24 protein-coding genes are annotated in these 25537 nt (G+C 33.5%); all 24 read right to left on the bottom strand.

Going from position 1 to position 25537, the window contains the following annotated elements:
* Positions 1 to 379: 379 nt before the first annotated feature.
* Positions 380 to 1951, bottom strand: coding sequence for a polysaccharide biosynthesis protein (locus BMX64_RS14665; RefSeq protein WP_244273312.1), 1572 nt, complete (start codon positions 1949 to 1951; stop codon positions 380 to 382).
* Positions 1948 to 2346 carry a hypothetical protein gene (locus BMX64_RS15890; protein WP_244273311.1) on the bottom strand — a complete coding sequence of 133 codons (399 nt, stop codon included), beginning with the start codon at positions 2344 to 2346 and terminating at the stop codon, positions 1948 to 1950. Before BMX64_RS15890 ends, BMX64_RS14665 begins: the two co-directional genes overlap by 4 nt.
* A 189-nt stretch (positions 2347 to 2535) precedes the next feature.
* On the bottom strand, positions 2536 to 3672 hold the full coding sequence (locus tag BMX64_RS14660) for a DegT/DnrJ/EryC1/StrS family aminotransferase (RefSeq protein WP_091173898.1): 1137 nt from the start codon (positions 3670 to 3672) through the stop codon (positions 2536 to 2538).
* Positions 3673 to 5638: 1966 nt separating this feature from the next.
* Positions 5639 to 6214 (bottom strand): sugar transferase, encoded by a 576-nt coding sequence (locus BMX64_RS14655; RefSeq protein ID WP_091173895.1) that lies wholly within the window; start codon positions 6212 to 6214, stop codon positions 5639 to 5641.
* A gap of 48 nt (positions 6215 to 6262) precedes the next feature.
* Positions 6263 to 7216: an MraY family glycosyltransferase gene (locus BMX64_RS14650; protein ID WP_091173892.1), complete on the bottom strand. Its 954-nt coding sequence runs from the start codon at positions 7214 to 7216 to the stop codon at positions 6263 to 6265.
* Between the two features lie 118 nt (positions 7217 to 7334).
* A complete protein-coding gene (gene rfbA / locus BMX64_RS14645) occupies positions 7335 to 8204 on the bottom strand; it encodes a glucose-1-phosphate thymidylyltransferase RfbA (RefSeq protein ID WP_091173889.1) in 870 nt (289 codons plus the stop codon).
* Positions 8205 to 8751: 547 nt separating this feature from the next.
* Positions 8752 to 9798, bottom strand: coding sequence for a dTDP-glucose 4,6-dehydratase (rfbB, locus tag BMX64_RS14640; RefSeq protein ID WP_091173885.1), 1047 nt, complete (start codon positions 9796 to 9798; stop codon positions 8752 to 8754).
* 70 nt (positions 9799 to 9868) lie between these two features.
* Positions 9869 to 10723 carry a dTDP-4-dehydrorhamnose reductase gene (rfbD, locus tag BMX64_RS14635; RefSeq protein WP_091173881.1) on the bottom strand — a complete coding sequence of 285 codons (855 nt, stop codon included), beginning with the start codon at positions 10721 to 10723 and terminating at the stop codon, positions 9869 to 9871.
* Positions 10724 to 10906: 183 nt separating this feature from the next.
* Positions 10907 to 11212, bottom strand: coding sequence for a nucleotidyltransferase domain-containing protein (locus BMX64_RS14630; RefSeq protein ID WP_091173877.1), 306 nt, complete (start codon positions 11210 to 11212; stop codon positions 10907 to 10909).
* Positions 11209 to 11610: a nucleotidyltransferase substrate binding protein gene (locus BMX64_RS14625; RefSeq protein ID WP_208858983.1), complete on the bottom strand. Its 402-nt coding sequence runs from the start codon at positions 11608 to 11610 to the stop codon at positions 11209 to 11211. The genes BMX64_RS14630 and BMX64_RS14625 overlap by 4 nt, the downstream gene beginning before the upstream one ends.
* Positions 11611 to 11824: 214 nt before the next feature.
* Positions 11825 to 12373, bottom strand: a complete 549-nt coding sequence (gene rfbC / locus BMX64_RS14620; protein WP_091173872.1) for a dTDP-4-dehydrorhamnose 3,5-epimerase — start codon at positions 12371 to 12373, stop codon at positions 11825 to 11827.
* Between the two features lie 10 nt (positions 12374 to 12383).
* The gene (locus BMX64_RS14615; protein WP_091173868.1) at positions 12384 to 13277 is read right to left on the bottom strand and encodes an NAD-dependent epimerase/dehydratase family protein; all 894 of its coding nucleotides are present in this window, start codon (positions 13275 to 13277) and stop codon (positions 12384 to 12386) included.
* Complete coding sequence (locus BMX64_RS14610; RefSeq protein ID WP_091173865.1) at positions 13278 to 14096, bottom strand: glycosyltransferase family 2 protein; 819 nt, start codon at positions 14094 to 14096, stop codon at positions 13278 to 13280. It abuts the gene before it with no gap.
* 122 nt (positions 14097 to 14218) lie between these two features.
* Positions 14219 to 15274 carry a glycosyltransferase family 4 protein gene (locus BMX64_RS14605; RefSeq protein ID WP_091173861.1) on the bottom strand — a complete coding sequence of 352 codons (1056 nt, stop codon included), beginning with the start codon at positions 15272 to 15274 and terminating at the stop codon, positions 14219 to 14221.
* 55 nt (positions 15275 to 15329) lie between these two features.
* Positions 15330 to 16211, bottom strand: coding sequence for a glycosyltransferase family 2 protein (locus tag BMX64_RS14600; RefSeq protein WP_091173857.1), 882 nt, complete (start codon positions 16209 to 16211; stop codon positions 15330 to 15332).
* Positions 16204 to 17154: an NAD-dependent epimerase/dehydratase family protein gene (locus tag BMX64_RS14595; RefSeq protein ID WP_091173853.1), complete on the bottom strand. Its 951-nt coding sequence runs from the start codon at positions 17152 to 17154 to the stop codon at positions 16204 to 16206. Before BMX64_RS14595 ends, BMX64_RS14600 begins: the two co-directional genes overlap by 8 nt.
* Complete coding sequence (locus BMX64_RS14590; RefSeq protein ID WP_091173849.1) at positions 17148 to 17591, bottom strand: dTDP-4-dehydrorhamnose 3,5-epimerase; 444 nt, start codon at positions 17589 to 17591, stop codon at positions 17148 to 17150. The genes BMX64_RS14595 and BMX64_RS14590 overlap by 7 nt, the downstream gene beginning before the upstream one ends.
* A complete protein-coding gene (gene rfbG / locus BMX64_RS14585) occupies positions 17579 to 18703 on the bottom strand; it encodes a CDP-glucose 4,6-dehydratase (protein ID WP_208858982.1) in 1125 nt (374 codons plus the stop codon). The genes BMX64_RS14590 and rfbG overlap by 13 nt, the downstream gene beginning before the upstream one ends.
* Positions 18679 to 19476 (bottom strand): glucose-1-phosphate cytidylyltransferase, encoded by a 798-nt coding sequence (gene rfbF / locus BMX64_RS14580; RefSeq protein WP_091173845.1) that lies wholly within the window; start codon positions 19474 to 19476, stop codon positions 18679 to 18681. Before rfbF ends, rfbG begins: the two co-directional genes overlap by 25 nt.
* A gap of 60 nt (positions 19477 to 19536) precedes the next feature.
* Positions 19537 to 20337, bottom strand: coding sequence for a hypothetical protein (locus tag BMX64_RS14575; protein ID WP_143056083.1), 801 nt, complete (start codon positions 20335 to 20337; stop codon positions 19537 to 19539).
* Positions 20338 to 20768: 431 nt separating this feature from the next.
* Entirely contained in the window at positions 20769 to 21716 is a 948-nt protein-coding gene (locus BMX64_RS14570) for an NAD-dependent epimerase/dehydratase family protein (protein ID WP_091173838.1), read from the bottom strand.
* Positions 21694 to 22947: a glycosyltransferase gene (locus BMX64_RS14565; protein WP_091173836.1), complete on the bottom strand. Its 1254-nt coding sequence runs from the start codon at positions 22945 to 22947 to the stop codon at positions 21694 to 21696. The genes BMX64_RS14570 and BMX64_RS14565 overlap by 23 nt, the downstream gene beginning before the upstream one ends.
* A 1-nt stretch (position 22948) precedes the next feature.
* Complete coding sequence (locus tag BMX64_RS14560) at positions 22949 to 23479, bottom strand: class I SAM-dependent methyltransferase (protein WP_091173832.1); 531 nt, start codon at positions 23477 to 23479, stop codon at positions 22949 to 22951.
* Positions 23469 to 24929 (bottom strand): lipopolysaccharide biosynthesis protein, encoded by a 1461-nt coding sequence (locus tag BMX64_RS14555; protein ID WP_244273310.1) that lies wholly within the window; start codon positions 24927 to 24929, stop codon positions 23469 to 23471. The genes BMX64_RS14560 and BMX64_RS14555 overlap by 11 nt, the downstream gene beginning before the upstream one ends.
* Positions 24930 to 25537: the final 608 nt, after the last annotated feature.

Genomic DNA, 25537 nt, shown 5'->3' with positions numbered 1-25537 from the left:
CCGCCCTTAAATAAAAAGCATAGAAAAACAACGAAAAAGTAAAGTGGCAGCAGTCCGCGAGTTGAGCCTGGAAGGCGAACGGCTCGGGCTGCGGAACGGCACTTTGAGGTAGTTTTTAAGCTTTTTATTTTCAGGCAGTGAAATCGAAGATTCATGAATACCAAAAAAACAATAACAACCCGTGAATATTTTTTTGTTTCTTTTTTGATCAAGCAAAAAAGAAAAGATCGTTCTTCAGAAATAATAAACCTACACCGAAAACCACTATAAAAAACCACTATAAACAACTACAATAAAAAATCCACTACAAACACAAAAAAGCCCATAAAACAAAACTGTCCTATGGGCTTCTCCATAATAATAGAAATAATAATAATTCCTATTTATCCAATAACTCAAAAGTCGAATTCATACTCTTAAACTCCGGCACAATCTTTTTCATTTTCGCAACAACAGCATCATTCTGATACTGATTAGCAATACCAATCAATTCATCAATATCAACATGAAGAGTTTCAAACTCATCTTGAATTTCCTGTGCAATCATAATTTTTTCATGATGCGTAGCCAATGTCTTTGACGTATCATTGAGCAATTCCTCATATAATTTCTCTCCAGGTCGCAAACCAACAATTTGAATTTTAATATCTTTTTCAGGAATGAATCCGGCAAGCTTAATCATCTTTCGGGCCAGATCGATAATTTTAACTGGTTTTCCCATGTCAAAAATATAAATTTCACCGCCGTTCCCCATGGCACCGGCTTCCAAAACCAGTTGACAAGCCTCCGGTATCGTCATAAAATACCGAATAATATCAGGATGTGTAATCGTTAAGGGACCACCTTCCGCGATTTGTTTGGTAAACAAAGGCACAACGGATCCATTAGAACCCAAAACATTTCCAAAACGGGTAGTGATAAATTTTGTGGCACTGGAATGATTCGCCCTTTGACTTCTTAGATGAAGGGATTGAACATATTTCTCTGCTATTCGTTTACTGGCTCCCATCACATTACTGGGATTAACCGCTTTATCGGTAGACACCATTACAAATTTCTTTACGTTGTACTTACAGGCTAAATCAGCTAGATTTTTGGTACCCTGAATATTGGTAAGAATGGCTTGAGAAGGATTTTCCTCCATCAAAGGAACGTGCTTGTAGGCAGCAGCGTGAAAAACCACTTGAGGACGATACAAACTGAAAAGATTCTCCAAAGCCTCTTTATTACGGATATCACCAATTACAGTTCTGATTTTTGAATCGGAAATTAAAGCTTGGGTCTCCAGACATAAATGATGCAGCGGAGTTTCCGCTTGGTCTAAAATAATAATCTTTTTAGGATGAAAACTCAATACCTGACGTACAATTTCACTGCCTATCGATCCTGCTGCTCCGGTAATCAGTACAGTCCTGTCTTTCAGCTGTCTCGTAATTGATTTATTGTCTAATACAATGGGTTGTCTTTCTAATAAATCCTCAATTTCTATATTCTTTACTTTTTGGGAAATCTCCTTTTGGTTTTCCCAGTTAGAAATCAAAGGGACATTATACACCTTAAAATTGTATTCTAAACATTGGTCCACAATGATCAATTGCTCTTCTTTGGTCAAGCTTTTGTCTGCTATAATGACACCTTCAGCACCCACGGAGCGCATCAAGGTCGGCATCTTTTTCTTTTGCACCAAAATAGGCAAATCCAGCATTCTTTTGGAGGCATTTTGATTGTTCTTGTCTACAAAACCGACAATTTTAAAACGGGAAGGAGTTTCAAATTTTAACGCATTGGCTACAGATATCGCATTCGCATCAGTACCATAGATAATGGCTCTGATGAGTTTATTATTCCCTTTTTCCGAAAAATAGAGTTCAAAAGTCTGTTTCACCACCACACGATACAAAAACAAACCACAAAAAGAGAGCACTACATTAATGAAAAAAGCGGTGTTCAAAAAGGCTTTAGCACCAAACAGCAATTCATAGGCAAAATTAAAAAAAGAAACAGCACCAAAACAGCCATTTGTGAAAACAAAAGTTTGACTGCATCAATGTACGAAGAGTGCCTGATAATTCCGGAATACGTTCTAAAAATCCAAAAGAAGAAAATATTAACGCCAAAAAAAGAACTTATAAAAAGAAAACGATGAGGCGTAATAATATAATCCAGACCAGTTCCTCTGAAGATCAGATAGGTAAAAAAGAAAGCAACAATCAAGACGGTCACATCCATCATCACGATGATCCAACGGGGCAGATAACTAAGGTTATGAATATTAAATCGCAGATTAGCTCTCGAAAAATATTTTGAAACAAACCCATCCAGATTCGTATTATTATTTCTATCCAATTGATATAGCTTTAAAATTATTCTTTGTTATGGTAACAAAACTACAAATAATTGATGTTAAAATAACAGGTTTATGCATTACATTTCGGTTTTTATAACGACTAGAACAAAACACAACCGGGCTTCGGGTACGGATGATATTGTTTTAAAACACCGCTTCTTCAAAAAGAGAGGCTTCTTGGTTTATCCTCAGCCCATTAATTGCAAGAAGACCCCTTTAATCCTATTTAGTGCTTCATCGCTAAGATTTGAACCCGACGGCAAACAAAGCCCTTGCTCAAATAAAGTTGCGGCTACAGCATGACCGTAATAGGCATTTTCCTTAAAAAGAGGTTGCAAATGCATCGGTTTCCAAAGGGGACGAGATTCAATGTCTTCCTCGGTAAGCGCATGCATCACTTGATCCCTTGTCATTTGATAAGGATTAATGGGATCTATTAAAATGGCAGTCAACCAATAATTAGAAAAATAGCGGTCATCAGGTACAGCATGCACGGTAATTCCGGCGATACCTTCAAAAAACACGGCATAAAATTGATGGATCCGCCTTCTTGATTCCAAATGTTTTTCCAGTACTTCCATTTGTCCCCGACCGATACCGGCACATACATTGCTCATTCTGTACGTATATCCGATCTTACTGTGCTCATAATGAATCGCATCCTCCTTGGATTGCGTGGCATAGAAAATAGCTTTCTTCTTTAAGGCCGCGGAATTTGTCACAATAGCGCCTCCTCCCGAGGTAGTTATAATTTTACTGCCATTAAAAGAGAATATTCCGATATCCCCAAAAGTGCCACATTTTTGTCCTTTATAACTACTCCCTAGTGCCTCAGCGCTATCTTCCAAAATTGGAATTCCATAAATATCGGCAAGGACTCGAATGGCATCAATGTTGTAAGGGATCCCATACAAATGAACGGCAATAATCGCTTTGGGTTTTTTTCCCTTTTTTATTTGGTCAATGATAGCTTCTTCAAGGGCAATAGGGCATAAATTCCAGGTTTCGGCTTCACTGTCAATAAAAACAGGGATTGCCCCTTGATACAAAATAGGATTGGCTGAAGCTGAAAAGGTCATACTCTGACAAAGTACAGTATCACCTGACTGAACCCCTAAAAGAATCAATCCCAAATGAATGGCCGCGGTACCCGAGTTCAATGCGGCAACATACCCCGAACCCAGATAATGCTCCAAACTTTGTTCAAAAAAATCAATATTGGGTCCTATCGGAGCAATCCAGTTGGTGTCAAAGGCCTCTTGGATGTATTGTTGTTCGTTTCCTCCCATATGAGGAGGTGAAAGCCAAATTTTGTTTTTTTGCATCTTCAAAATAAAGAGTTGTTCCTACTCATAACGAGTACGATTGGAATATATTTTTTAAAGTTAAAAATTTATAGGAACGGAGACCGCAGTTAACTCAAGATAAATAAAAAAAGTTAATAAAAACAATTCAGCACAACTCCCTGCTCAATGAAGCCTAAAACTAAAAAACGCTTTTCAACTGTTGTTCTAAATTACCTGTTTCCATTTTATAAAAATGTACCGAGAACTATTTAATCCGCTACAGAGCTGTAATCTTGAGCACCGTCGAGAGACAGCATCACGTTCTGATTTTTCGACTCCCTTTTCGATTGATGTAAACGAAAATTTCAAACCCAATATCCATAAAACCAATAAACGTTCATCTAAATACTCTTCACACCGCCCTTATAGTTTTATCCCAAAAAATTACGGTAAGGATTTAAGCGTTGGCAGAGGGGAGCAACCCCCGAGTCGAGTGTGAAACACGAGCGGCTGGGGTTGCGATAGAAAAATACGTCCGATGATTTTTGGGATAAAACTATTCAGGCTTGATCTTTTGTTTCTTTTGCATCAAGGCAAAAGAAAAGATTGTTCTTCATATAAAGTAGTAGTATCAATAAACATAAAGTCAACCCATGAATATTTTTTGTTTCTTTTTAAATCGAAGATTCACGAACTCCAAAAAAGCATTAACTTGTGAATAATCAAGGCAAAAGAAAAGATTCTACAAACACCACTTATAATAAAACTTAAGTGAGCTAAAAAAGTAAAGATTCTTCCTCAGAAATAATAATAATAATAATAATAATGATAATAATAATAATAATACCAATAAACGTTGATCTAAATACTCTTCACACCGCCCTTATAGTTTTATCTCAAAAAATCACGGTAAGGATTTAAGCGTTGGCAGAGGGGAGCAACCCCCGAGTTGAGTGTGAAACACGAGCGGCTGGGGTTGCGATAGAAAAATACGTCCGATGATTTTTGGGATAAAACTATTCAGGCTTGATCTTTTGTTTCTTTTGCATCAAGGCAAAAGAAAAGATTGTTCTTCATATAAAGTAGTAGTATCAATAAACATAAAGTCAACCCATGAATATTTTTTGTTTCTTTTGAAATCGAAGATTCATGAATACAAAAAAAACAATAACAACCCGTGAATATTTTTTTGTTTCTTTTTTGATCAAGACAAATCGAAGATTCAGCGAATACCAAATAAAATAAAAGTCAAATGAGCTAAAAAAGAAAATGAGTAAACCTTAATTTTTACTTTAAATAAAAAGTCATTGGTAGCACACTTCAAAGTCTCTATATAGTCTCGAAACAACATCAAACGCTAAATTTTCAACTCCCTTTAGGACTGGTGCAAAACGAAAATTACAAGCCTCCTCAATAAAACCCAATACCAAAAACCTAGAACCCATAACTGAAAACTCCTCTCCCGCCCTTAAATAAAAAGCATAAAAAACAACGAGAAAGTAAAGTGGCAGCAGTCCGCGAGTTGAGGACGAAGGACGAACGGCTCGGGCTGCGCAGCGGTACTTTGAGGTAGTTTTTAAGCTTTTTATTTTCAGGCTTGATCTTTTGTTTCTTTTGTATCAAGACAAATCGAAGATTCAGCGAACACCACTTATAATAAAAGTTAAGTGAGCTAAAAGAAAAGATTGTTCTTGAGTAATACTATATAGTCCCAATAAACAAACATTTAACCCGTAAAACATTTTTTGTTTCTATTTTTATCAAAACAAAACGAAGATTCACGAACCACAAAAAAGTATTAACTCGTGAGTAATCAAGACAAAAAAATTAGTACCCCTTAATTTTATACTTTCAATAAAAAGTCATTGGTAGCAAACTTCAAAGTGTCTATATAGTCTCAAAACAACATCAAGCCCTGAATTTTGAACTCCTTTTAGAACTAGGACAAAACGAAAATTTCAAACCTACTATTAGCTAACTAAAACCCAAAACTCTTTTCATCAATCTATTTCCCTCGAAAAAAAACAACCCACACAGTATTCCAGATAACTACTAAATCTCCCCAAAAACTTCGATGGTAATAATACGCGAGATTCAGTCGTACTTTATCCGGGAAAATAATACTGTCATTATAAACCAAAGGCGACTCCTGCTTCTGCAACAAGAACTCCTCTTTATTATATTTTATGGAAGCTAAACAGGTTAATCCTGGCTTCAATTCTAGTATTTTACGATTTTCACCGGTTAACAAATCATAATAACCCGGTAAATCGGGTCTTGGCCCCACAATACTCATTTCTCCTTTGAGAACAGTAAAGAACTGAGGCAGTTCATCCAATTTAAAGCGTCGCAGGAACTGGCCTATTCTCGAAATATACTTTTTATCGGACTGGGATTCGGTCCGAATCGTACGCAGTTTATATATTTTAAATGGTACACCATGTCGACCAATACGCTCTTGGGTGAATATGCCATTCGTTTGCGTATCAATAACGGCCAGCAACCAAGAAATCAATAGAACCCAAAAAAATAAGAGAAGTGTGAAGAGGGAGAAAACAATATCAAAAAAACGTTTTGTCATACCTTTCGAAGTATTGTATTCGGGATAAAAATAGAAGCAAAAAACGGATTAAGAATTCCCGAGAACCATTTTACGAGTAACAAAATTTCGAACAAGTAAATAAATTAAGGTCAGTAGCAGTAAAAATCCGCCGATAAAAAGCAGGGTCAAGTCCCCATTGGCATCCATATAAATAACCAATCCGTTTATACCCAATTGAAATCCTGCATAAATAAAGGCAACTAGAATATGGGAATAGCCCATTTCATTGGCCAGATATTGGTACAAATGAGAGCGGTGTGGCTGAAATATATTTTCTTTTTTAAGCAATCTATTGATAATGGTGATAATAGCATCAATTCCATAAACCGAAAAGAAAAGAATATACCCGAGTTGCCCTGAATCAATAATAGTCTTTATCATAAAATAGCCCAAAAAAAGTGCCATACTAATGCTCCCAACATCCCCTGCAAAGGTTTTAGCTTTTTTTCGAACATTAAATATCCCAAAAGCCAAACAAGACAATCCCATAGTAATCAGTAATGGCAAGCTGGCTTTGTTGATTGGCAAAAAAGAAAAAGTAGCTATGGCTGCTAAAGCGTACAAAACGGTTATCCCATTGATACCATCCATAAAATTAAAGGCATTCACCCAACCTATAAGGAGTACAAACACAACCGGAAGCAACCACAAAGGTTCATAAAACAAATGCAACTCATAAAAAACCAGGCCCACAGCTATGACATGTGAAATAAAACGAGGTAACTGAGAAAGCGGTTTGATATCATCAATAAAACTTACTACAGCCACTAATACTACAGCAAGCGTAACAGCCCAAGAAACATAGCCCAGTAAAAAAGCAATACTTATGGCTATTGGAAAAATAATGCCGCCACCTCTTAATGTAATAGAAGTATGGGATGATCTACTATTCGGTTTATCAATGATATTGTAGGTATCCGCTATTTTAAAATAAAGAAGTTCAATACCAACCAATAAAATAATTAATGCAAAATATGTCATGTTTTAAACTATGTCTATGCTTTTAAATAAATAATAATAATAATAATAATAATAATAATAAATAAGAACTAATCCCTGATCACTCCTCACTATTAACTTCTCACTATTAACAATTAACTTACAACTTATGCTTCAACAGTCCCAAAAGATACTCCCCGTACCCTGATTTTTTCAAAGGCTCGGCAAGATCTTTCAATTGTTGTTCACTAATGAAACCTTGTCTCCAGGCAATTTCTTCAATACAGCCTACTTTTAATCCTTGACGCTCTTCAATAACCTGAACAAATTGTCCCGCTTGCATTAAGCTGTTAAAAGTTCCGGTGTCCAACCAAGCGGTACCTCTACTTAAAATACCTACTTTCAAAGCTCCTTTTTCAAGATATACTTTGTTCACGTCGGTGATTTCATACTCACCGCGGGCACTCGGTTTAATATTCTTGGCAATTTCTACCACCGAATTATCATAAAAATACAAACCGGGAACGGCATAATTGGATTTGGGTACCAAAGGTTTTTCTTCAATAGAAAGCGCTTTGAATGTGGCATCAAACTCCACCACACCATAGCGCTCTGGATCAGAAACATGATACGCAAACACGACTCCGCCTTCCGGATTGGTATTGGATTGCAATAATTCATGCATGTTAGCCCCAAAGAAAATATTATCCCCTAAAACCAATGCCACACTGTCTTTTCCGATAAATTCTTCACCAATAACAAAAGCTTGCGCCAAACCATTTGGAATAGCCTGTTCCGCATAGCTGAATTGACAGCCTATCGACGCTCCATCTCCTAATAATTTTTTGAAATTAGGCAAATCATGAGGCGTAGAAATAATCAATATTTCGCTTATACCTGCCATCATCAAAGTAGACAACGGATAATAAATCATCGGCTTATCATACACAGGCATCATTTGTTTGCTCATAGCAAGCGTTAATGGATGCAAACGGGTTCCGGAACCTCCGGCTAATATAATTCCTTTCATTGTATTTTCTGTTATCGTATGTTAGTATTATACATAGTATACGTCTCTTCGAGGTGTAATTTTTATCCCAAAAAAAGCAATATAAAATGACTTTGCATGGTTGTATTCAATTATATACCAAATTGATGTTATTTCCGAGGTTTACTGTCCTTAGCTTACGCAGTCGAGTGTCAAATGTTTGAAGAATACGTAAAAAGAAAAGCTGTTTGAGCGTAGCGAGTTCTTTTCTTTTAGTATTCGAAAACTAATTTGACCGACGAGGAAGTGAAGACTTGATTTTTTTGTTTCTTTTTTGATCAAGCAAAAAAGAAAATTAGTAAGCCCTAATTATTTACTTGCAATAAAATTTCATGAGTAGTAATTTTATAAATTAGCGATAGCGATTTTATTAAATAGTTAAGATAAGTTAGTTTTACATTATTAGTTGTTCGCTCTCTGCTATTCTAGGGAATCGCGAACTTAAAATTGACAACTATTTTTCGACCTTTAACTTTCGCCTCTATAACTTTCGATCTTTGTCTTCCTACCTCAGACATTTGAATTTCTACTAATTGTACTGTTTCTCGTAATAACTAGCATACTCCCCTGAAGTAATATTATTCAACCAGCTTTGATTTTCCAAATACCAATTTACAGTTCGTTCCAATCCTTGCTCAAAAGTAACCGACGGCTTCCATCCCAACTCTGTATTAATCTTGCTTGCATCAATCGCATAACGCAAATCATGTCCTGGACGGTCTTTTACATAAGCAATCAGTTGCTCAGAGGTTCCTGCAGCTCTTCCCAATTTGGCATCCATTATGGTACACAATAATTTAACCAAATCAATGTTTTGCCATTCGTTAAAACCACCAATATTATAAGTATCGTGGTTTTTACCTTCATGAAAAACCAAATCAATCGCAACAGCATGATCCTCTACAAAAAGCCAGTCGCGGGTATATTTCCCATCACCATAAACAGGTAACGGTTTGTTTTGAATGATATTATTAATAAACAACGGAATTAGTTTTTCAGGAAAATGATACGGTCCGTAATTATTAGAACAATTCGTCAGGACATAAGGCAAACCGTAGGTTTCACCATAGGCCCGAACAAAGTGATCCGAACTCGCTTTAGAAGCAGAATAAGGAGAGTTAGGATCATAGGCCGTTGTCTCCGTAAACAATCCTTCGGCACCCAAACTTCCATAAACCTCATCAGTACTAATGTGGTAAAAACGCTTTCCTTCATAATTGCCTTGCCAGATTGTTTTAGCGGCATTCAACAGGTTCATGGTACCTATAACATTTGTTTTTACAAAAGACAACGGATCCGTAATGGAACGATCCACATGTGATTCAGCAGCCAAATGCAATACCCCGTCAAATTGATGCTCCGCGAATAAGGCATCAATAAACGCAGCATCAACAATATCACCCTTAATAAATGTGTAATTAGGTTCCTTTTCTATATCAACTATATTCTCCAAATTCCCCGCATACGTCAGCGCATCCAAATTAAAAATTTGATACTGCGGATACTTCTTTACAAAAAGTCGTACGACGTGAGATCCAATAAAACCGGCACCACCAGTGATTAGTATTTTTTTCATTTCTATATTATTTTAATATTCGTCAGTTCGAGTAATTTTATAAAATTGCATCGAGAACTCTTGAACAACTTTAAACTTTAAACTTTAAACATTTTTTCAAACTAACCTTATACTCCGGCACATCAATACCGTACACCTCTTTAATCTTGCTTTTATCCAATAAAGAAAAAGCGGGACGCTTTGCAGGCATAGGATAAGCCGATGAAGGAATACCATTCACTTCACAAGTATAACCTCCAATTTCTTGGATAGCCAAAACAAATTCGTACCAACTGATTTCTCCTTCATTCGAATAATTATACATTCCTGCAATCCACTCTTGTGCCGTTACAATGTTCATCATTACCTGAGCCAAATCCGCTGCATACGTTGGAGAACCGATTTGATCGTTGACAACACTAATAGTATCGCGTTCCTGTAACAATCGTTGCATGGTTTTTACAAAATTGTTTCCAAATCTACTGTAAACCCATGAAGTTCTGATGATAATAGCATCTGGATTTAATTTCAAACACGTTAGCTCCCCTGCTCTTTTAGTTGCCCCATAAACATTAATAGGTTTGGTTACAGCTTCCTCTGTCAATGCAACGGATGAGGTACCATCAAATACATAATCGGTAGAAATATGGATTAATTTTACGGAATAATCTTTAGCATATTGGGCAATAATACCTACAGCCAAATCATTAATCATGTTTGCTAATTCCTGTTCGGTTTCAGCTTTGTCTACAGCAGTATAAGCACCACAATTCAAAATTATATTTGGAGATAGTACTTCTAATTGTTTTTTTAAGACATCCAAATTATCCAAAGATACTTGCGTTCTATCCGCAAAAATCCATTCATATTGCGCATAATTCTCGGATAACACTTTCAGTTCTGAACCTAATTGTCCAGTAGCCCCTGTCACTAAAATTTTTTTCATTTTTGTTCTTTAACGCAAAAGCACAAGCGTATTACTGCTGCTTTTACTTTATTTTATTTTGATTATTCCACTTACAAAGAGATACAAGTCTCGATCCAACAGACAACTTTGAACGGTAAACTTTTAAACATTTTTAAAACTTTTGGTAATCTTAAATGGAATCGATCGTCACTCTGGGCTATTTCATCTTTTGTAAAACAATTTCCCAACTCTGTCAATATGCGCAAGCAAATCAATATTGGTTATGTTCCGTTTTAGGGACAAATCTATTTTGTAAGGCAATAATAAATCATCTAATGTATTCTCTATTTCCAAAAACTCTGGAAAAGTTAATGAATTCTCGATGATCGTCAAATCAATATCAGAACCTACTTTAAAGTTCCCTTTAGCTCTAGAACCATAAATAACAACGCTATCAATGCCTTCATTGCTTGCAAAGACATGATTTATTTTGTCGATATCTTCCTGTTTTAACCCAAATTGTATCATTCTAAAAATTCTTTCATTTTTTCGTTAAAAGAGACAAACAAATCGTAATAATAATTTAATATTCTATCTCTAATATCGTTTGCTGTACTTTCGTTATAAGTATGTGTAGATTGGTTTCTACTTTTTATCATTTCCATCCATTGTGCCCCATCCTGAATCAATCCTTTTTGAAAGGCTTCTCTTGTAGCATCTCTAGACCCAGTAATAGTCGTATTTCCCTGGTATTCAAAATAATCCTTCATTACATTCCAAGCCAACTCATGTGTAAATTCAAAAGCTTGAATAAGCCCTTGTTCTTCCAGCTCGTTTAAATTATCCTTCGCTATAAATTTCTGCAACTGTCCAAGTGCTTTCAGATAGTTTCCAAAACGTTGTTTCCATCGAATATCTTCTTCCATAATTCAGTTCAATTTAAATGTTTTTACTTTGACCGTCAAAATCTTTTAAACTTGCGACAAAAAACTTTTCAGCAGCGCTGCATATGGTTAAAGCAACAATCGTAATGCCCTTTGCGATTCCTTTGTGAACTTTGTGGTTAAGTTCTAAAACCATCTCTCTATACAACTTACAACTTTAAGTCTAAAACCCAAAACCTAATCCCCAAAACCCATTTTAAAACTCCCAATCGATATCATTAAAACCAGGCAATATCAAATCCTTTTCAGAAACAATAACTTCTTCAGGAAGCAACTGCCAATCAATAGCAAGCGTAGGATCATCAAACCGAATCCCTCTTTCACTTTCTTTATGGTACAGTTGATCTACTTTATACAGTACAGATGCCGTTTCACTCAAAACCGAAAAACCATGGGCAAAACCATGCGGTACCATCAATTGTTTTTTATTTTCGGCACTCAAAACTACATTAAAATGCTCGCCGTAAGTAGGCGAATTTTTACGTAAATCGACGGCAACATCAAGAATTTCACCTTCTAAGACGCGAACCAATTTAGCTTGCGCAAAAGGATTAACTTGTAAATGCAATCCTCGAATCACCCCTCTTGTAGAGAAGGACTGATTGTCCTGTATAAATTGATAATTGATTCCATTTTTACGAAATTTAGCTTGGTTGTAGGCCTCAAAAAAGAAACCCCTGGAGTCTTCAAAAACGCTAGGAGTTACAATCACTAAATCTTGTATTGTTGTTTTTTCAATGATCATATTATACTTATTATTTTTTGAATGATTGGAATGTTTTCAACAAACCTTTTTTTGATTCTATTGGTAATGGCTTTCCTATCGCCTTTATTAGCTTCTTATTACTTACCACATAATTCTCAGTTAATTTTTGCAAACTTTCAGAATTGAGTGGTAAATACATATGATCTCCAAGCTTAGCAACTCTTTTAATCCAAGAGGACGGAATATTTAAAATTCTATTTTTTTTACCCAAACTCACTCCTAATAAATGGATTAATTCGTTTGTAGATAAAGATTTATCATCTGCCACTTGATATACTCCCGATGGAATAGCCACGTTTTCTATTAACTCCTGTATTACAAAACAAAGATTTTCAATGCTTAAAAAAGAACGTTTATTTTGAAAATCTCCTAAGGGCCATGGCAATCCTTTAGCAACTAATTGATACAATAAATTCAAATTGCCTTTATTTCCAAGACCATGTATCATACAAGGTCTTAAAATATAAACCCGTTTACCTTCTGGTATTTCTTTGTTCAAAATATACTGTTCGGCTTGCTGCTTTGCAATCCCATAATGAGTTTTTGGATTAGGTATTTCGTCTTCACTCAATATTCCTTTAACTTCATCTGCGACGGCTTTTACGGTACTCATAAATATAAAAATCGATGCTTCTGATGCTAAGAAAGCATCAAACAATTGCTTGGTCAATTCAAAATTAGCTTCGTAGTAATCCTGAGGATTAGAAACTTTCTTCAAGTCATGCGCTTTGCCAGCCAGATGCATAATAACATCCGTTTGTATATCAAATCTTTGATTGGGTACGTAACGAACACGCATGGATGCTATTTCATGAGAAGTCTTCAAATAGTCTTGAAGATTACTACCAACAAATCCTGTAGCTCCGGTTATTGTTATTTTCATTTATTTAAATTGAGACAAAGCCTCCTTATTTATTGTCTTTCTTTCAGAATCAAAAAACCACCCCCATTTATTAAAGTAGGTTATTGCAGAGTCTACAAATATTTTAAATAATTTTTTACTCTTATTGGCTCCTGATTCATATTCGTGCACCACCGAAACCTGTGGGAAATAAATGGTTTTGTAATGTTGGTGCATTCTTCTTGACAAATCCCAATCTTCAAAATACATAAAAAAAGCATCGTCATACATCCCCACTATTTTTATTGCATCTAGATTGAATAAAGTAAAACAACCCGAAAGCACAGGAGCATTGTAAATGGTATCTTTGGGAACCTCCCGCAACTCATATTCGTTGATGAATTTCTGATACGCCGTTACTGGTTTTTTAATTTTCCTTTTTAATATACTTAAAGGACTAGGTAAAAGTTTAGGTAAATTCTGAACACTTCCATCTACATTTAGAATCTGTGGCATCATCATTCCAATTGTGGCATCATTTGCCATATACTCTACCATTGGCGAAATCACATCTCCCTCAAAATAAATATCAGGATTCACGATAAAATGATATTTTGAACCAAACTCCAGCGCCTGTTGAATAGCCACATTATGGGACGCTCCAAAACCAGGATTAGAAGGATTGTGGATATATTTGATTCTGGAATCGGTAACCAATACTTTTAATTGATTAGTAAGCGAATTATCGACCAAAAATATTTTATCAACCGCACATATTTTTAATATAGATTGGACAGCATTTTGCACCAATGTGATTTCGTTTTCGTACAAAACAATACAGGTAGTTATTTTTGTGTTCATTCAATATTTTTTGTTTCTCTACATCTTATTTTAAAAACATCTCTCAAAACTATTTTTTTCCTTTTTGGCTATTCAAAAAACTAATATAGGTAGTTAGGTTTTTAAATCCATCAATAATCTCTTTAATAAATTAATTTTTTATATAAATCCAAATAATTTTTGCCCATCTTTTTTAAACTATATTTATTCATTACTGTAGTCCAAAGATTTTTGGAAAACTCTTCTTTATTATTTTCTAATTTCAAAATTGAATACTTAAGAGATTCAATGTCATTTAAATGATAATAAGAAACTTCACTTTCGTCGAATAATTCTCTGAAAACAGGTAAATCTGAACAAAAAACAGGTAATTTATTTTGAGCAGCTTCTAACAGGCCTAAAGGAAATCCTTCTGAATAAGAAGTCATTGCATAAAAATCAAAAAATTTCAAATATCTAAAACCATCAATACGGTATCCCAAAAAAAGACATCTGTCTAAAACATTAAGTTCTTTTGCTAATTCAATTAGAGTCTGCTTTTCATCACCGTCGCCAACAAAAATTAACGCGTATTCATTCAAAAAAGGTAAAACTTTGATTAATTGTGAAAACCCTTTTATCTTTCTTATTCTAGCAGACACACCGATTAATTTATACTGAGATTTTAATAAATTTATGCTTTTAACATCTGCATCCTCAATTTCTGATTCAAACGAATTCGGAAAATCTCTTCCATTAAAAACCACAGATAAAGGAACTTTTGTTATCGATTTTATATATTGAGATTTCATGCTTTCTGACAAAACAACAACAGAATCAAATGAGTTTAAAGCCTTAATCCATAATTTCTCAACTATAAAAGCTACAAATATATTATGAGAATCTTTCAATACCTTAAAGATATCATTATGCAAAGTAGAAACACATTTAGCTTTCTTTATTTTATGCCGATTAAACAAAATATACAAATCAGGCCTAAGCATGTGTGAATGTATAATATCATAATTATCAAAATCAATTCCTTCTAAAAAAGAAATCTTATAACAATTATTTGCAACATTAATTTCTTTTACATCTACATCATCAAAATAATAAATATCAATTGAGACTACTTTGTCGTTTATTTGATTTATCAAGTCCCTTACGACAATAACTGGAGCTTCATTGATTAATTTAGGTATGATAAAAGCTATTTTCATTTTTTTATAATATTCCTTATTTAGAAAACGATTTTAAAATTTCAATTCTTAACGATTATTTTATCCTAACAACCAAACATAATAAATAACCAATAATTGCCTTCACATTAAACGAGACCAAGGGATTATTTAAGGAAATCAAATATTCACATTTAGCTTCTTTGAAGGCGCCTATTTGATGGTATATTCTAGCTTTTCTAAAAGCTAAGTATTTTTCCGCTTGATTTCGTTCTGCTGAATTTAACAAACTTTTATATTTATTGAAAAGAAAAAGCTCTCGATCAATTTGCTTTGCAGAAATTGAAATATTCTCACCTATCCAATAAGCACCTAAACATAAATCTATAAACTTAAAGCGGCTGGTTATTTTTGAAATCCTCATCCAATAATCTGAATCTTCTATCGCAATAAATGATTTATCTTCATTAATTTTCCCGACTTTGTCAATAATTTCTCTCCTAACCATAACACTAGAGTTGGGGATACAAAATCCATTGACTAAAAAATCTTTAGCGATATCATTCTTTAAAATTCTTCCATTTATAACTCCTGCATTACTCTTTCCTAAAAATTGTTTGTCCAAACTATGATAAATCAAATCATAATCATTCAAATATGGTAAGGAAAATTCTAATTTATTAGAATACCACCAATCATCTGAATCTAAAAAACAAATCCAATCCCCTTTGGCTTCTGAAATTCCTTTATTTCTAGACACAGCTATTATGCCTCCATTTGCATTATTAATTAAGCGGATGCGGGGATCATTATACCCTTCTACTATTTCAATCGTATTGTCTTCTGAGAAATTATTTACTACTATCGCCTCCCAATTTTGGTGCGTTTGACTGATTAAACTATCCAAACAACGTTTCATGAAATGAGCGTGATTGTATGTAGGAATTACTATTGAAAAAAAAGGAGCTGTATTATTCATTATTATGTTCTAAATAATCAAAAAGGTTATTAATTCCATCTTCTAAAGACAACTTAAATTCGAAACCAATACTACGAATCAGGCTATTATCTAACTGGTATCGTTTTGATTCTGTTTTATTTTTTTGATCAGTTGCTGATATCGGTAACTCTATACCATATCTAATGGCGAAGACTGCTTTTATTTTTTTAGCAATATCCATAATTGAAAGTGTAGTTCCTGAACTTAAATTGTAGGTCAAGTTTTTCTCAGGCGTTTCAATTATATTCTGAACTCCATAACATACGTCCCATCCATGTATAAAATCACGCAATGGCGTTCCGTCTGATTGTAAGATAATCTCTTTTTGAATATAAGCCATACGGCACAAATCATTCACGACTAACCACCAACAATTATTCTCCTCAAACAGTGGCGCCCCGTAACTGTTAGACAATCGAACTATACAACAATCTACCGCTGTCGTTTTATCGTAATGTTCGCAAATCAACTCTCCTATTTGGTGCGTCAGCCCATAAGCATTTTGCGCATTCAACTTCTTACTTTCTGTTACTACCTCGTCCTTTAACATTCCGTAAACTTGCGCCGTTGAGAAATAAATAAATTTCCCTAATCCTTTTTTTGAAAATATATCTAACATAGACCAAACAGGTGTTATGTTGACTGAGCTAACGAAAGATGGACTCCCATTTGATTGATGATGGTCTAAAGAAACCAAGTGTACTAAAATATCATATTGATACTCCGCAACCTCTTGCATGAAAACCTCATCTCGGATATCACCCAATATGACTCTATCCATTTTGGATATCCAATTCTCATCGGAGGGTATTTTTGAATAACAAAGTGGCGTTACTGCATAGCCCTCATTAGCTAAATGCAAACAAAGTCGCGCGCCAATATAGCCACTACCACCGGTAACGAGCACTTTTTTATTTACCATGCGTAAGGAATATCTGTTAAAATTTCTTTTCTTTCTATCTCACTTGGATCATGTTCTAAATTGGCCAAATTTAACAAAAGATTATAGTTCACCCCAACTCCACTGAAGGCTACCCAAACCCCTGGAGGAATCGTAATCCTTTGATAATGATTATCCCCCAGTGTAACATCAAAAAAATTATTTTTAGTCGAACTATCTTCTCTATCATCAAAAATAACAAAACGTATTTCTCCCATTGGCACCACAAAGTTCAATGTCATTTCAAGGTGCTTTTTCCAAGGTTTTGTGTCTTCATAGTTGATTGTGGAAAAATAGGCTTCTCCAAAACCCGAAAAACCAGGATCCGATTTTTTCATTCCATGAAAAACATCACCCTTGGGATGATGTATCCTTTTTAACGGAGTCAATAAAACCCCTTCTATTTTTATTTTGTCCATCCTATATTTCCAAGTGTAGCTAAATTTTCATAACCCTCAATCTGCGATTTTGTATAAGCAAACATATCGGGTTTGTTTTTATAAAACTCATAATACCAATCGCTAGTAAACGCTAGTAAATTCGGATAATCCAATGTTGCTTTCCATTGAAAATGGAACAACGCCTTATCACAATTCAACTTTAACAAACCAGCTTCATAAAACTTAATATTTCCAGTTATCTGATAGGCTTCTTTTGAGTTTTCAAAATGCCAACGCACACTCATATCTTCCAAAATTTCCTGAACGGTATGATTATATTCCGGTTTTGGACCAAAATTAAAACTTTCTCCATTCAAAGAATGATCTTTATACAAACGCTCTCCCAATTGCAAATAACCACTAAGTGGTTCTAAAACATGTTGCCAAGGTCGGGTTGCTTTTGGACTTCTAATCTCCACTACTTTTCCTTCACTCCATGAACGCATACAATCTGGTATGATACGATCTAAAGCCCAATCGCCACCTCCAATAACATTACCCGCACGTGCAGATGCTACTTGTACAGGGCCTCCTTCTTTTTTAAAGAAAGAATGGTAGTACGATTTGAATATTAGTTCTGCAGCACCTTTGCTTCCACTATAAATATCTTTACCACCTACGGCATCTGTTTCTTTATAACCATAAATCCACTCTACATTATCATAACATTTATCACTGGTAATAATAATTGCCGTGCATGGTTTGCTATAAGTACGCAGTACTTCAAGAACATTTGCCGTTCCCATTACGTTCGTGGAAATGGTATCTATTGGCTCACTATATGACAATGAGACTATAGCCTGTGCTGCTAAATGGAATACAAAATGAGGTTCCACTTCGTTGATTATTTTTTTTATAGATTCCAAATCACGAACATCCGCAACAAAATGTTTCATTTTATCCGTCAATCCCAATTCAACAAACATCGAAGGCGTTGTAGGTATTTCATTTGAAATCCCATACACATCAGCTCCTAATGAAATTAACCAAGTGCACAACCAAGAACCTTTAAATCCCGTATTACCAGTAACTAAAACTTTTTTGTTACGATAAATACCTCCAAAAACTACTTTTTCTCCCATTTTACCCATGGTGCTTGATTATTATTATATAGTTCATTTAGCAATGAATATTCTCTCGAAGTATCCATAGGTTGCCAAAAACCATCATGTTCAAAAACTTTCAACTCGCCTAATTCTACCAATTTTTTCATTGGTTCTTGTTCTAAGACTAAATCTTCCGCATCGCTAAGTACATCTAAGAATTCTCTATTACATACAAAATAACCACCATTAATGCGTCCGCCACTGGCCTGCGGTTTTTCATTAAAACCTGTAATGGTAGAACCATCTTCTGCTATACCTAATTCCCCAAAACGACCCGGAGGGCGAACACCTGTCAAGGTTACCATTTTGCCATGCGACTTATGAAAAGCAACTAGTTTTTCAACATCTATATCTCCAACACCGTCTCCATAGGTTAACATAAAATGAGAATCATCTCCAATGTATTTTTTAATTCTCCTAACACGAGCACCTGTCATGGCTTTGATTCCAGTTTCGGCAAGAGTTATTTCCCATCCATCTTCATCATGGCTGGTTTCTGAAACAATTTGTTCCGATTTTTTTCCTAATTTGATTGTGACATCGGCACTACGAAGTTCATAATTGATAAAAAAATCTTTTATTACTTCACTTTTATACCCCATACATAAAACAAAATCAGTATAACCAAATGAGGCATATGTTTTCATAATGTGCCATATTATAGGTTTACCTCCAATTGGGATCATCGGTTTTGGTATATCTTCTGCGACATCACGGATTCGCGTTCCATATCCTCCACATAATAGTACTACTTTCATACTTATATTTATTTTTTATAAAATTAACCTTATAAATTTAAAGCCAAAATGGCTCAAGATTTAAACCAAATTTTCTTCTGTACTTTCATCCATCCATCTACAGACCAAAACATTAATAATAAATAAGGGAGTAAACAAAACAACAACGCTGTTCAGCCACAACAAATTAGCAATCATATAATATTTAGACCGATACGTACAATAGACAACAAAAATCAAAACAACAATAGTGGATACTATCCCATTTTCGACTAACGATTTAATTATGGGGTTTGACTCTCCTTTATCGCTATTTTTGCCAATAAATCCAGGTCCTCTTCCTAAAACGAGTTCTTTAGGAGAGGCAGTAGCCAAATAAAGAAATGACGTATCGGCTCTTTCAGTTCTATCTTCAGAGGAAGAAGGACCTAACATTTCTAACAATTTATCCTGATTAACTACCGTAAACATTGCGAATATTCCTGCAATTAACATCAATCCATATAAAATATTCGCTGATTTTTCCTTTAACCCTAAAATTGACATTATTTTGAATCCCAACATTGAAGCAAAGACAATGACAAAAACAACCCAACTCATCGTTGAAACAGAAGCTAATGCTCCCAACAAAACGATTAATTGAAAAATAAATAAATACCATTTTTTCTCAAGAAATTTTGAAACCAGGAAGAAATTAGTTGACAGAAACCATCCTTGATAACTAGGCTCAAACATAAAACCACATACCCTCCCGATCACACCAGACTCGAAAAGCTTTGGATTGATATATCCCAAAAAATAATTATGGTAATAAACATACACATCTAATCCTTCACCAACGGATTTTAACTCAAAGGGAATTAATTCAAAATTGAATGCCAAGAATGAAATTATTGATAAAGTAGAAAGAACCAAAACCAAAATAAAATAAAAATTTATTAGTAACTGTTTAAGACTTGTATTTCTTTTAACACTTACCAACAATACAATCGCTAAAAAAAAATACAACAAAGAATAGACAACGTCAGATAAATTTGAGCCTATAGAAATATAATAAACAGCCGAAAAAATATAAAAAAGAATGATTGGTAAATAAAACCGTACAAAATATCTCTTATACACTACTGTAAAAAGAGAAAAGAAAATTATAAATAAAAATAGAGGTACTCGTATAAGAACAGATACATATATTGACGCTACAAATGGAGAATGCACCAATATAAAAAAGCCTATTAGCACGACTAATATTAAAGCAATTTTATTATACTTTTCTTCTTTCATTTAGGTTATACTCTTAAATAATCTGTTTGCATTTAGTTCAATCGTTTTTTTTCGAACAAAATTGTTTTTCTTATCGCCTCTTCAAATTGCGTAAATTCAAAATTAAGCAATGATTGCATTAACGAAATATCCAAACAGAAATCTTTTACATCGGTTATTTTTGAAGCTATATAATCAACTTCTAAAATTGGCAAATATATTTTAATTGTATTCAAAATCCTATTCAATTGATGGATTTCTCCGGACCCTACATTGATAGTTTTGTTAACAACTCCTTGTTTTAAAAACCTAAAAATGATTTTAACCAAATCATCCACAAATAGATAATCCTTAGACTGTGTACCGTCTCCCCAAACTTCTATTATTTCGTTTTTCAATGCCCTTCTAATGGCAATGTTGATTACCCCTTGCTTTTCGGAAGTGTGAAATTTACCAAAAGGATTCGCAACCCTTAAAATTAAATAATTAATCCCGTACTGCTTTTGGTAGAGACGTAAATAATTTTCAATGGTCAATTTTACAACTCCATAAGAACTAACAGGATCACATATTTCCTTCTCTGAAATTGTATTCAAATGTTTCTCACCATAAACAGCTCCTCCGGACGATAAATACAAAATATAATTACAACCATATTCTTTCATCACATCCAATAAACAGATAGTTGCTAATAAATTACCATTAATGTCGTTCAGTATGTTATTACCAGATGATAAAGGAGTAGTTGAAGTTGCACAATGAAACACCTTGGTGAAATTCCATTTAGAGAATAGTGCATCCAAAATTTCTTTATTAGCATAATCTCCAACTTCATAAAAAATATCCACATCTCTTTTATGTTGAAATTTTCTGGATAAAACAATAATATGATAGTTCAAGAAGCTATTGTTCTTTTTAAAATAGGCAATGATATTCTTTCCAATAAATCCATTACCTCCTAACAATAGTATGTTTTCTTTAATTTGCATAAACGCTTTCATAAATTGCTTTCAATTTCAAACCATAATTTTCAGGTGTATATTTCCGATAGGATAATTGGGCATTAGCCGATAGTTTATTTCTTAAAATCTCATTACAATACATAGTATATATTTGAATAACTAAATCTTCCACCAATGTCTTTAAATTGTTTTTTATCAAAATACCGTTTTTACCCGATTGTATAACTTGGGAAATTCCGGCAAAATCAGTTGCTATTATTGGCTTTCCTTGTCCCAAGGCTGTCAATAAGACCAAAGGCATATCTTCATCACTAATGGAAGGCAAAACAAAAACATCACAAGCAGCTATAAAATCATCACTATCATTTCTATATCCCAAAAGAAAAACATTTTTATTTACTCCGGACTCATTAATAAGATTTTGCAATAAATCTGCATTTTCTCCATTTCCAATGAGCAACAAAATTAATTTATCTTGGAGCAGGGGATGCTGATTTATTAATGACCTCACTGCGTTAATCAAATATCTTTGTCCTTTTCTTTCTGAAAGAAAACCAACTTGGGTTATAATAAAACTATTATCAGGTATTTTGAGTTCTTCACAGATTTGGCTTCTGCTCCTTTTTAGTTTCACCAATGGAACACAATTGTCTATAACCAATATTTTCTCGCCATCGAACTTTCGTTGTACTACAAGTTGTTCTTTGGCTTTTAAGGAAGCATTAATAAAATAACTAACACTTTTATCCACAAATCTGTCAAAATAATAGGCAAATAAATTTTTACTTTTTTGAGCTTGATTGTTAACCTGATAAATTATTTTGGTTCTGAAAGTCAAATAATTTGCTAAAACTAAAATATTACAACTTTTTGCCCCTGGATATCCTCCATTATTAATATGAATTAAACTTGGTTTTGTTTTACTTAATATAAAAATAAAAATCATCAAATTCCATATCGAATACAGGTTAACTTTTTCAAAAATATAGAAGGGCACTTTAAATAGTGATTTGAAAAACTTAGGCATTGTCAAATCATTAATTTTATGAAATAATGTTTCGTTTGAAAGTAAAACCAAGGGATAATTACTGCTTCGATTCAACAAACCATCATTTTGCAACCCTATTTCATAATCCTTATGTTTTCTGTAGGCAAACAAAAGAGTATAATTATCTGTAATTATTTCATTTTTTAATAAAAACCCAATTAATTTCTCACTGCCTCCATAAATGTAGCAATCACTAAAAACAAATATTTTTTTTTCCCCCATATTACTTTATTACTTTTAAATAAAATGTCAATGAGTTCAATGGCAATAAATGGGACAATTTTGATTCGTAAAACATAGGGTGTTTTTGTGCAAAGGAAACTAACTTTTTATGAAAAAATCCCGCTTTTATAAATTCTCTGTCAAACTCAATTTTTGTTATGTTAAATTGGGCTTCCGAATATTTATATCGTTGACAAATATAATGATTGGGGTCGAAATAATTAAACCAATTTAAGCCAAAGAAATTTTTGTGCGTTGGATCTATTGTTGCATAAAAACTTCTAAAATAGGGAACCCCAATAGTGATAGCAGCATCATTTTTAGAAATTCGATATAATTCCTCTACTACTTTTAATGGATCAGAGAGATGTTCTAAAACTTGATCCATCCATATTTCATCTATCTCATCATCTTTAAATGGATAAGGAAACACGTTCAAATCATGAACAATATCAACTCCTGGAAATTGTAAAATATCAATCCCTATAAAACCTTCTTTTACCTGCCCTCCACAGCCTATGTTAATTTTCATTTATTTTTAGTTTTAATATTTTTTTTACTTGATTTCTCCAATTTTCAGATGAAAAATACTGAATAATAAAAGTAATAACAATAAAGAACCCTGCCGCTATAGCAACAATCAACAAATTTATTTTCGACTTTTCTTTTGGCAAAAAATCTCTAATTGTAAAAAGTACTGAAATTAAAAAAAAGATAGGCAAAAGCATGGGTACAAAAATCTTTTTTAATGAATTCATTAAATTTAACTTCAGATAACTAATCATTAATCTATATAAAATGATTGCAGACAATACAAATGTTACCAATTTAAAAACAGCAAATGACTTTACCCCCCATACTCCAATACTGACAGCAATTCCACTCCAGAAAACAAAGGGCATTAAAGTATTAACTAAATACAATGTTTTTTGTTTTTCTTTGGCAACTAACATAAAATTAGTTGGATAAGTAAAAAACGCAAAAATGTTACAGAAAACCAAAAACTGGATTATTGCTACAGAGGCAATATATTCTTCCCCTACCCATGTAAGTATTATGGGTTGTGCTAAAATCGCTATCGAGATTATAGGAAAAACAACTACAGGCGCTAAAATAGTAACGATTTGGATATAGAACGATTTTAACGCTGTTTCATCTCCAATGCCTATAAAATGATTAAAACGAACATTGAAAGGAGAAAAAAGAATTCCCAATATGCTTCGGAAAAAAGTAATTACCGTTAATCCTATGGCGTAAATCGCAACTTGATTAGCTCCTAAAAATTTACCTATTGCTATTGAATCTAGTTCGTAATACAGTATCCATGAAATAGTTATAAACAAACTGGCAAAAGCCAATCCTTTTGTCTTTTCAAATACCGCTTTATTAAAATAAATGGAACGAAATAAATCTCTGAAATTATAATTGTATCTCTTTCGGGCAATTAGCAAGGTGATTAATGCTGCTATGAAATTTATAATTTGCGTAAACAAAAAATAGCCAACAATATCATACTTTCCTGCTCTGAAAAACCACAAAACAGATAGTATTTTAAAAACACTACCTATAATATTGGCACGCTGAACGATGAAATCCTCCATTCGGATACCAAATATCATTTGCAACAATCGCTGAAGCAAAGTTGTAGGAGTAAAAATAGCCAAAATTAGTATTAATGAGGAAGCCACATATTCCTGATTGGCAGTCTCAATTCCTTTGACCAACAACTCTGGTTGCTGACTTAAAACAAAAAAAACTATAGAAAACAATAAAAGGAAAATTAATAAAATAAAGTTAGTAAACCCAATCACTTTTACCTCCTCAACTTTATCTCCTTTTGCAAAATATTCAGCTGCATATTTTTGACCTGCTCCCATAAATCCCAGATCTGCATAAGAAAGAAATATAGAAAAAGAAATACATACAGAATAAATTCCATAAGTGATAGGATCCGAAGTAAGATACGGAATTACCACAAACATGGAAAGGAAATTCAAAACTAGCGAAACACCTTGCCAGAGATAGATTTTGAGATAATTTTTTGTATAGGATTGTTGCAACGTTTTAACTTATTTTACTGGGTTGATAATCGAAAAAAAAATCAATAAGGGTAATATTTGACAATCATATTTCTATACAATTAGAAACACAAATCAAAACCGAACAAAAAGACATAACTTGGGTTGTCAGAAAATAACCAACAAAATCATAACTTGTTTTACTGACAAAAAACTAATTGATAAAATATTATTTCAATACTATGAAAAATATAGTCTTCAATTCTAATAGAATAAAACGATACTTTCAATTATTGTATAATAATACTAGCAGAGAAAATGATAAGAATAATTTTTTTTAGTGTATTAGAATTATCAAATCATTTTTAAAAATCGATTTTATTATTAATATAGCTAAAATAAAAAGTAAAAAGCATCAACTCTCATTTCACTCTGCAAATTCTTCTAAACAAAATACTTTACTGCATATTTTTGACACAACCTCAAAAAACCTAAATAGGCATATGAAAAGAAAACTTCCCAGTTTACGAATATGGCATATGCTCTATCAAAAAATAGGATTTGATGTAAAT

This window comes from Flavobacterium sinopsychrotolerans (assembly GCF_900110375.1).
GTDB lineage: Bacteria > Bacteroidota > Bacteroidia > Flavobacteriales > Flavobacteriaceae > Flavobacterium > Flavobacterium sinopsychrotolerans.
This window is presented reverse-complemented; position numbering and strand designations above follow the sequence as displayed.

Bases quoted from the DNA above. Each gene is read 5' to 3' on its own strand.
- BMX64_RS14660 (WP_091173898.1), bottom strand. From the start codon at position 3,672: ATGCAAAAAAACAAAATTTGGCTTTCACCTCCTCATATGGGAGGAAAC.
- BMX64_RS14655 (WP_091173895.1), bottom strand. From the start codon at position 6,214: ATGACAAAACGTTTTTTTGATATTGTTTTCTCCCTCTTCACACTTCTC.
- BMX64_RS14650 (WP_091173892.1), bottom strand. From the start codon at position 7,216: ATGACATATTTTGCATTAATTATTTTATTGGTTGGTATTGAACTTCTT.
- rfbA (WP_091173889.1), bottom strand. From the start codon at position 8,204: ATGAAAGGAATTATATTAGCCGGAGGTTCCGGAACCCGTTTGCATCCA.
- rfbB (WP_091173885.1), bottom strand. From the start codon at position 9,798: ATGAAAAAAATACTAATCACTGGTGGTGCCGGTTTTATTGGATCTCAC.
- rfbD (WP_091173881.1), bottom strand. From the start codon at position 10,723: ATGAAAAAAATTTTAGTGACAGGGGCTACTGGACAATTAGGTTCAGAA.
- BMX64_RS14630 (WP_091173877.1), bottom strand. From the start codon at position 11,212: ATGATACAATTTGGGTTAAAACAGGAAGATATCGACAAAATAAATCAT.
- BMX64_RS14625 (WP_208858983.1), bottom strand. From the start codon at position 11,610: ATGGAAGAAGATATTCGATGGAAACAACGTTTTGGAAACTATCTGAAA.
- rfbC (WP_091173872.1), bottom strand. From the start codon at position 12,373: ATGATCATTGAAAAAACAACAATACAAGATTTAGTGATTGTAACTCCT.
- BMX64_RS14615 (WP_091173868.1), bottom strand. From the start codon at position 13,277: ATGAAAATAACAATAACCGGAGCTACAGGATTTGTTGGTAGTAATCTT.
- BMX64_RS14610 (WP_091173865.1), bottom strand. From the start codon at position 14,096: ATGAACACAAAAATAACTACCTGTATTGTTTTGTACGAAAACGAAATC.
- BMX64_RS14605 (WP_091173861.1), bottom strand. From the start codon at position 15,274: ATGAAAATAGCTTTTATCATACCTAAATTAATCAATGAAGCTCCAGTT.
- BMX64_RS14600 (WP_091173857.1), bottom strand. From the start codon at position 16,211: ATGAATAATACAGCTCCTTTTTTTTCAATAGTAATTCCTACATACAAT.
- BMX64_RS14595 (WP_091173853.1), bottom strand. From the start codon at position 17,154: ATGGTAAATAAAAAAGTGCTCGTTACCGGTGGTAGTGGCTATATTGGC.
- BMX64_RS14590 (WP_091173849.1), bottom strand. From the start codon at position 17,591: ATGGACAAAATAAAAATAGAAGGGGTTTTATTGACTCCGTTAAAAAGG.
- rfbG (WP_208858982.1), bottom strand. From the start codon at position 18,703: ATGGGTAAAATGGGAGAAAAAGTAGTTTTTGGAGGTATTTATCGTAAC.
- rfbF (WP_091173845.1), bottom strand. From the start codon at position 19,476: ATGAAAGTAGTACTATTATGTGGAGGATATGGAACGCGAATCCGTGAT.
- BMX64_RS14570 (WP_091173838.1), bottom strand. From the start codon at position 21,716: ATGAAAGCGTTTATGCAAATTAAAGAAAACATACTATTGTTAGGAGGT.
- BMX64_RS14565 (WP_091173836.1), bottom strand. From the start codon at position 22,947: ATGGGGGAAAAAAAAATATTTGTTTTTAGTGATTGCTACATTTATGGA.
- BMX64_RS14560 (WP_091173832.1), bottom strand. From the start codon at position 23,479: ATGAAAATTAACATAGGCTGTGGAGGGCAGGTAAAAGAAGGTTTTATA.
- BMX64_RS14555 (WP_244273310.1), bottom strand. From the start codon at position 24,929: ATGTTTGTGGTAATTCCGTATCTTACTTCGGATCCTATCACTTATGGA.